We start from the raw sequence: 5,683 nt of genomic DNA on the forward strand, positions 1-5,683 counted from the left end.
CAGGAACACCGTTTGCTAAAAGCGCGCAGTCGCCTTACCTTCCACGGAGCCGCCCCATGCTGCGCAGACTGCTCGTTTACGCGATCACATCAGGGCTTGCCGCAAAGCTTTACCGTTCCTTCCGGTCGCGCGGCGTTCGCCCGAGTCAGCGCCGGTACTAAAGCGGTAGCAAGCGCGGTAGCAAGCGCCACGGATTGCGGCCTTCGAGGCGGTTGCCGACGGTGGCTTACGCGGCGCTGGCCGGTCGGTCACTGATGTGCCGCAAGCGTCTTCTTTTTCACCTTACCCGGGAGCCAGACAACCGCAGATGGATGTGCTCGACTTGATGCAGTGGCCGGCGATGGTCGTCACCGTCGCGGCGGCCTGGTTGATCGCCTCGCAGCGGCCTTGGAAGCGGCGCATCGGTTTCTGGCTTTTCCTGCTCAGCAACGTGCTGTGGGTCGTGTGGGGCTGGCACACCGGGGCCTACGCGTTGATCGCCTTGCAGGTCTGCCTGGCCGCGCTCAACATGCGGGGGGTCAAGAAGACCGAGCCGCCTGACGACCGGGCGCCGGCTTGAGTACTTCTACGCTGCGATCGGGTGCCGAGCCGGCAGGCCGCCAGCGCGACCTTGCAAGCATTTCGCGATCAGCACGGTGGATGCGAAGCCGCCGGTTTCACTCGAGAAAGAAATGACGATGCGCCCGACACCGAACGCCGACCGCCGCCACTTCACGATGATCCGCGGCTTTCATCTTGCTGACTTCTTCACCCTGGCCAATGCGGCCTGCGGCATGGGCTCGGTGTTCTTCGCGATGATGTTCGTCGGCAGCCAGTCGCCCCTGCACTTCTTCACCGCCGCGCTGCTCGCCCCGCTTGCGCTGCTGTTCGACGTGTTCGACGGCCGCATCGCGCGCTGGCGCCATCAGCACTCGCCGCTCGGCCGCGAGCTCGATTCGCTGGCCGACATCGTTTCCTTCGGCGTCGGGCCGGCTGCATTGGCCTTCGCAGCTGGCCTGCGTGGCGGCTGGGACATGCTGGCGCTGATCTACTTCGTGTGCTGCGGCGTGAGCCGGCTGGCACGGTACAACGTGACCGCCGAGAGCCTCTCCGGAGACGAAGGAAAGGTGTCTTACTTCGAGGGCACACCCATTCCGACGACCGTGCTTTTGAGCCTGCTACTCGCCCTGGCCGCTTGGCAAGGAAGGCTGGGCGATGACATCTACGGTGGCGTCATGCTGCTGGGTCCCTGGGCGCTGCATCCGTTCGCACTCGTATTCGTGCTGTCGGGCAGCCTGATGATCAGCAAGACACTGCGCATTCCCAAGCTCTGAACGCACGCGTGGAAACGGCCCTGCTCATCGTCGGCGGCGTGATGGTCGCCGCCACGCTGCTGCCACTGCTGCGCTTCGAAGCCTGGTGGATCCGGGTGTTCGATTTTCCGCGCCTGCAGATCAGCTTCGTGCTGGTGATCGTGGCCGCAGCGCGACTGGCGATCGGCGTGCAGGGCACCGCCGAGACGCTGTTCCTGCTGGCTTTGCTGGCCAGCCTGGGGCTGCAGGCCCGGCGCATGTACCCCTACACGCGTCTGGCGCGCAAGGAAGTCGAGCAAAGCGCCGGGCCGAAGCCCGGATCGACGTTGAGCCTGCTGTGCGCCAACGTGCTGCAGTCGAACCATCAAGCCGAGCGTCTGAAGGACATCATTCGCGAGGCCGACCCGGACCTGATCCTCGCGCTCGAGACCGACACGTGGTGGCAAGGCCAGTTGGACGAGTTCGCCCTCAGCCATCCGCACCACGTGCACCAGCCGCAGGACAACACCTACGGCATGCTGCTGTATTCACGGCTCGAGTTGCAGGAGCCGAGCGTGACATTCCTCGTCGAGGAGGGGGTGCCGTCGATCCACGCGCGCGTGCGCCTGCGCTCCGGGCAGATGGTGCAGCTGCATTGCATGCACCCGCGCCCGCCCTCGCCCACGGAGAACGACCGTTCGACGGAGCGAGACGCCGAAATGCTCATCGTCGGCCGGGAGATCAAGCGCAACCCCAGCCCCGTGGTCGTGTTCGGCGACCTCAACGACGTGGCGTGGTCGCGCACCAACGACCTCTTCAAGCAGATCAGCGGCCTGCTCGACCCGCGGGTCGGTCGGGGCTTTTTCAACACCTTCAACGCCAAGCACCGGCTGATCCGCTTTCCGCTGGACCACTTCTTCCACTCCAACGATTTCCGGCTGGTTGCCTTTCGACGGCTGGACTTCTTCGGCTCCGACCATTTCCCGGTGTTCATCGAGCTGAGCCTGGAGCCGCATGCGGCGCACGCACAGGAAGAACCGCAGGCGGACGCCGCTGAGCAGAACGAAGCGAGCGAAAAGATCGAACAGGCCACCGGGTAACTTTTCGTCTGCAGCCCGCCGCCCCTGGGAGGCAAAACACTCCTCGAGCCGCGGCCGGTATGCCGATTGCCCCCTTCCCGCATCAAGATGGGAAGTAGGTTGGCAATGATTCTGGAAAAGTCGGCCCGGCAAGAGACCGGGCCACGCGTCGCGGCTCCGGCGGCGCGAGACGCGAGTGCTGCGGCGCACGAAGCGCTGCTCGCCCTCGGTCGTGCATTGATCGGCACCGGCTACCGATGGGTTTGCCCAACGCCGGAGACCCAGGCCCTCGTCAATGCCCGGCCCGGCAACGAGCGCGCGCACGATCTGCGCGGGGTATTCGGCTGGAGCCGGCCTTTCGCCGCTTCCGACGCAGCGGCGCTGCCACCGCCGCTGCTGGCGCTGATACGGCAGGCCGGCGCTCTGGAGCGCCTTGCAGGCAACGGCGCACTGTGCCGAAGCCGCGTTCGCTTCTCGAGCTTTTCAGACACCCTGCTTGCGCATTCGGCGTGGCCGACGACGCAGGTGGGCGCGGTATTTTTCGGCCCGGACACCTACCGCTTTGCCGCCCTGATCGAGCGCGTGCTCGCGGAACATGGCCGGCGATCGCATACCCCCCGCACCGCGCCCTGTAAGGTGGTGGATCTCGGCTGCGGCAGCGGTGCCGGCGGCATCCTGGCCGCCCGCCTGATCGGGCACGAGTTGCCCACGCGGGTGCTCTTCACCGACATCAACCCCGAAGCACTGCGCTTGGCAGCAGTGAACGCGCAGCTTGCCGGCCTGGAACATTACGAATGCCGCCGCAGCGACGTGCTGGCCGCTGTCGACGAGCCCGTCGATCTGGTGCTCGCCAATCCGCCCTATCTGCTCGACGCAAAGGAGCGCGCCTATCGCCACGGCGGTGGGCAGTTGGGCACCGGCTTGGCGCTGCGCATCGTGGACGAGTCGCTGCAACGGCTGGCGCCGGGGGGCCGGCTGATCCTCTACACGGCTGCACCGGTCGTCGCCGGAATCGATCTTCTTTGGCAGGCCCTGGCGCCGCGGCTGACCAAGGCCGCTGCGAGCCGGGGCGCGGTCTACGACTACGCCGAGATCGACCCCGACGTGTTCGGCGCCGAGCTCGCGCAACCCGGCTACGGCGACGTCGAGCGTCTGGCCGTCGCCGGCCTCAGCGTGCAAGTCCGCTGAGCCTTTCCCTTTCTGTTGTTGGAGAAATTTCGATGAACGCTCCCGATCGCCATGCTCTGTCTGCAATGCAGGCCCCCCTCTCGCCTGACGTGCGGCACCGCCGCCTTGCCGAAGGCAACCGCCGCCGCTTGCTGCCTGGTTTTCCCGGCGGGCAATGGCAAAGCGACCTCGACGACGAGTTCACGCTGCGGCTCGAGGAAGGCCGGCTCGTCGAGGAAGAACGCCGCACTGTCGCCGAACAGGTGCTGCAGGTGCCGCACGAGCCGGACGCCTTCATGCGCTGGTTCGAGGCATTGGCAGAAAACGGGCCGGGTCAGGGCGATCCGCTTTTTCCCTGGCTGCAGGCGCAGGCGAACCTGCAACAGATGCGCTGGTTCCTCACCCAGGAAGTGGCTGGCGAGGCCGGCTTCGACGACCTCGTTGCACTGACCCAGCTGCGCATGCCGCCCCAGCCCAAGCTCGAGCTGGCGCGCAACTACTGGGACGAAATGGGCCGCGGCAAGCGCGGCGGCATGCACGGTCCGATGCTCGAGATGGCAGTGCACGAACTCGCGCTCCAACCCTCTGTCGAGGCGACCGTGTGGGAGTCGCTCGCGCTGGGCAATGTGATGCTCGCGCTGGCCGCGAATCGCCGATATGCCTATCACTCGGTGGGTGCGCTGGGGGTCGTCGAGCTCACCGCGCCCGGCCGTGTCTCGCAGATCAACGTCGGCCTCGAGCGGCTCGGCGTCTCGCCGCAGGGCCGCCGCTATTTCCAGCTGCACGCCGGGCTCGACATCGTGCATTCGCGCGACTGGAACCGCGAGGTGATCCGCCCCTTGGTGGAAAACGAACCGCGCTGCGCGCGCGCCATTGCCGAAGGCGCGTTGATGCGCCTGCGCTGCGGTGCGCGCTGCTTCGAGCGCTATCGGACTGAATTCGCGCTCGGTTGAGGCTCGCCGCGACCGTTGCCGCCGGGTATCGAACCGGTGCTGTGGGGGGCACCCTCGTTCTCCTCGTTGCCGCCCTCGTCCGCCCGATCCGCGGCCGGATCGTTCATGATGTACACAGTGCGCGTCGGGAATGCGAACTCCACGCCGATCTGTTCCAGCTCGCGCATCAGCGCCAGGTTGATACGCTGTTGCTCGTCCATGTAGGCGTTGAAGCCCGGCTCCTTCACGATGTAGACGACCTCGTAGTCCAGCGAGCTGTCGCCGAACTTCAGCAAATGGGCGCGGTCGAATCGCAGCTTGCCGCTGGCCTCGACGAGGCGTTTAACGATCTGCGGGATCTGCTCGGCCTGCTCGGGGGTGGTGCTGTAGGTCACACCGAAAGTGAAGACGATGCGTCGCTCCGCCATGCGCTTGTAGTTCTTGATTACCTGCTTGAGCAGCTCGGTGTTCGAGATCACGATCTGCTCGCCGCTCAGGCTGCGCAGCCGGGTCGTCTTCAAGCCCACGTACTCGACCGTGCCCATCACGTCGTTGACGATGATGAAGTCCCCGATCTCGAAAGGCTTGTCCACCGCGATGGAGAGTGAGGCGAACAGGTCGCCGAGGATGTTCTGCACGGCCAGCGCCACCGCGATGCCGCCCACGCCGAGGCTGGCCACGAAGGCGGTGATGTTGACACCCAGGTTGGACAGCATCGCCAGCAGCACGGTGGCCCACAGCACCGTGCGCAAGCCCCATGACATGAGCGTGGCCGAGGCGCTGACCTGCGTCATGGCGGCGGAAGCATGGCGCTCGGTATAGCGCCGCAAGAAAATGCGGATCGCGGTGTTGCCCCAAAGGGCGAACTGCACCGCCAGCGCAAGGAACCAGAGTTGCCCGACGCGCGCGCCCCAGCGGTCGGACAGATCGATCAGGCTCAGGCCGATCAACAGCGCGGCCAGCGCGAGCAGCCAGCGGTTGGTGCGGCTCAGCACCTCGATCAAGGTGTCGTCGACACGGTTGCTGGTGTTGGCGGCAACGCGCGAGGCGCGCCGCAGTGCAAAGCGCAGCCCGAACGTGAATAGCAGATAAAAGCCCAGCGCCGCGGCGCAGGCCAAAGCCCAGTTCGTGAGCGGCACGCCCAGCAACGTCATCGTTGTGAACCAGGTAGCGGCAAAGTTCAGGTCGTTCATGCGCTGGGGGGCCTTTTCAAATGGAAGGAGTGACGGGGAGC

Annotated in this window: 6 protein-coding genes; 5 read left to right on the forward strand and 1 reads right to left on the reverse strand. The window is 66.0% G+C overall.

Annotation, left to right across the window (positions count from 1 at the left end; all coding sequences use genetic code 11):
- Positions 1–307 precede the first annotated feature (307 nt).
- From H0W38_RS15565 to H0W38_RS15585, 5 genes are all read left to right on the forward strand, one after another.
- Positions 308–559: a hypothetical protein gene (locus H0W38_RS15565; protein ID WP_292455690.1), complete on the forward strand. Its 252-nt coding sequence runs from the start codon at positions 308–310 to the stop codon at positions 557–559.
- A gap of 112 nt (positions 560–671) precedes the next feature.
- Complete coding sequence (locus H0W38_RS15570; RefSeq protein ID WP_292455692.1) at positions 672–1,313, forward strand: CDP-alcohol phosphatidyltransferase family protein; 642 nt, start codon at positions 672–674, stop codon at positions 1,311–1,313.
- An 8-nt stretch (positions 1,314–1,321) separates the two neighbouring features.
- Positions 1,322–2,371 carry an endonuclease/exonuclease/phosphatase family protein gene (locus H0W38_RS15575; protein ID WP_292455694.1) on the forward strand — a complete coding sequence of 350 codons (1,050 nt, stop codon included), beginning with the start codon at positions 1,322–1,324 and terminating at the stop codon, positions 2,369–2,371.
- A gap of 105 nt (positions 2,372–2,476) precedes the next feature.
- On the forward strand, positions 2,477–3,538 hold the full coding sequence (locus H0W38_RS15580; RefSeq protein ID WP_292455697.1) for a class I SAM-dependent methyltransferase: 1,062 nt from the start codon (positions 2,477–2,479) through the stop codon (positions 3,536–3,538).
- 32 nt (positions 3,539–3,570) lie between these two features.
- Positions 3,571–4,470 carry an iron-containing redox enzyme family protein gene (locus tag H0W38_RS15585; protein WP_292455699.1) on the forward strand — a complete coding sequence of 300 codons (900 nt, stop codon included), beginning with the start codon at positions 3,571–3,573 and terminating at the stop codon, positions 4,468–4,470.
- Here H0W38_RS15585 and H0W38_RS15590 read toward each other — a convergent pair.
- Positions 4,443–5,603 (reverse strand): mechanosensitive ion channel family protein, encoded by a 1,161-nt coding sequence (locus H0W38_RS15590; RefSeq protein WP_292455701.1) that lies wholly within the window; start codon positions 5,601–5,603, stop codon positions 4,443–4,445. The two genes, H0W38_RS15585 and H0W38_RS15590, sit on opposite strands and share 28 nt — an antisense overlap.
- Positions 5,604–5,683 lie beyond the last annotated feature (80 nt).

Origin of the sequence: Methylibium sp., from assembly GCF_013817365.1 — a bacterium.
Taxonomy (GTDB): Bacteria; Pseudomonadota; Gammaproteobacteria; order Burkholderiales; family Burkholderiaceae_C; genus Methylibium.

Excerpts from the sequence above, each read along its gene's own strand:
- H0W38_RS15565 (WP_292455690.1), top strand. The coding sequence starts at position 308 with ATGGATGTGCTCGACTTGATGCAGTGGCCGGCGATGGTCGTCACCGTC.
- H0W38_RS15570 (WP_292455692.1), top strand. The coding sequence starts at position 672 with ATGACGATGCGCCCGACACCGAACGCCGACCGCCGCCACTTCACGATG.
- H0W38_RS15580 (WP_292455697.1), top strand. The coding sequence starts at position 2,477 with ATGATTCTGGAAAAGTCGGCCCGGCAAGAGACCGGGCCACGCGTCGCG.
- H0W38_RS15585 (WP_292455699.1), top strand. The coding sequence starts at position 3,571 with ATGAACGCTCCCGATCGCCATGCTCTGTCTGCAATGCAGGCCCCCCTC.
- H0W38_RS15590 (WP_292455701.1), bottom strand. The coding sequence starts at position 5,603 with ATGACGTTGCTGGGCGTGCCGCTCACGAACTGGGCTTTGGCCTGCGCC.